1 protein-coding gene is annotated in these 209 nt (G+C 45.9%); it reads left to right on the top strand.

What is annotated here, in order from left to right; all coding sequences use genetic code 11:
* On the top strand, positions 1-209 hold a 209-nt coding region (locus V7137_RS26220), incomplete at both ends, for a DoxX family protein (RefSeq protein ID WP_335700792.1).

Below are 209 nucleotides of genomic sequence, written 5' to 3'. Positions count from 1 at the left end.
GTTCGGTGGACCGGGTCCAGTCAAGTTCGGTCAATGGTTAGGGTCGATCGGAATCAAGACGGGTGGAATAACTTGGGCGATTTTAGCTGGATTATTCGAACTAATTGGAGGTCTCCTTTTTTCGGTTGGCTTGCTGACATGGCTTGGGGCAATACTAATCATTATCGTTATGATTGACGCGATTTTTACCGTCCATCTCAAAAATGGCT

The sequence above is a fragment of the Neobacillus drentensis genome (assembly GCF_036962765.1).
Taxonomy (GTDB): domain Bacteria; phylum Bacillota; class Bacilli; order Bacillales; family Cytobacillaceae; genus Neobacillus; species Neobacillus drentensis_C.
Note: the sequence above shows the minus strand (reverse complement) of the source record. Positions and strands in the feature narration are given on the sequence as shown.